Source organism: Pseudomonas kermanshahensis (genome assembly GCF_014269205.2).
Taxonomy (GTDB): domain Bacteria; phylum Pseudomonadota; class Gammaproteobacteria; order Pseudomonadales; family Pseudomonadaceae; genus Aquipseudomonas; species Aquipseudomonas kermanshahensis.
This window is the reverse complement of sequence record NZ_JABWRY020000018.1, coordinates 1-413: the sequence shown is the minus strand read 5'-3', so window position 1 is coordinate 413 and position 413 is coordinate 1. Positions and strand designations below refer to the sequence as shown.

The 413-nt window shown below is 59.8% G+C and carries 1 protein-coding gene; it reads right to left on the bottom strand.

The window, feature by feature from the left end:
* Nucleotides 1-413 (bottom strand): immunoglobulin-like domain-containing protein (locus HU764_RS27515; protein ID WP_217835028.1); only part of this gene is annotated, 413 nt, incomplete at both ends.

The window sequence follows — 413 nt, the reverse complement described above, 5'->3', positions numbered from 1 at the left end:
TCGTTGCCGGCACCCGGAGTACCCGAGCCAGGCTCATCGGTGACAGCAGTGCTGACCGGGGTCTTGTCCAGAACCAGGTTCTCGAACTTGCCGACATCAGCGCCATCTACCGAAGCGATCGATTTGATCACTGGATCGTTAGTACCGGTGTAGACGTTGTCCGGAGCAGTCACGGTGGTGAAGCCGGTAGTGCTGTTGGCCGGGACCGTGATGACGGTGGTGCCATCACTCAGGGTGAAGGTCAGCGCCGAATGTTTATCGATCGGCAGACCGTCCTTGTTGGTCAGCGTAATGGTGTAGGTGATCGCACCGCCTTCGGTAACCGAAGGCGTCGCGGTCAGCTTGGCCACCACGTCGTCGGTGGTGTCGGTGACTTTGACCGAGGCCGCATCGCCCAGCTGCAAGTTCTCGAA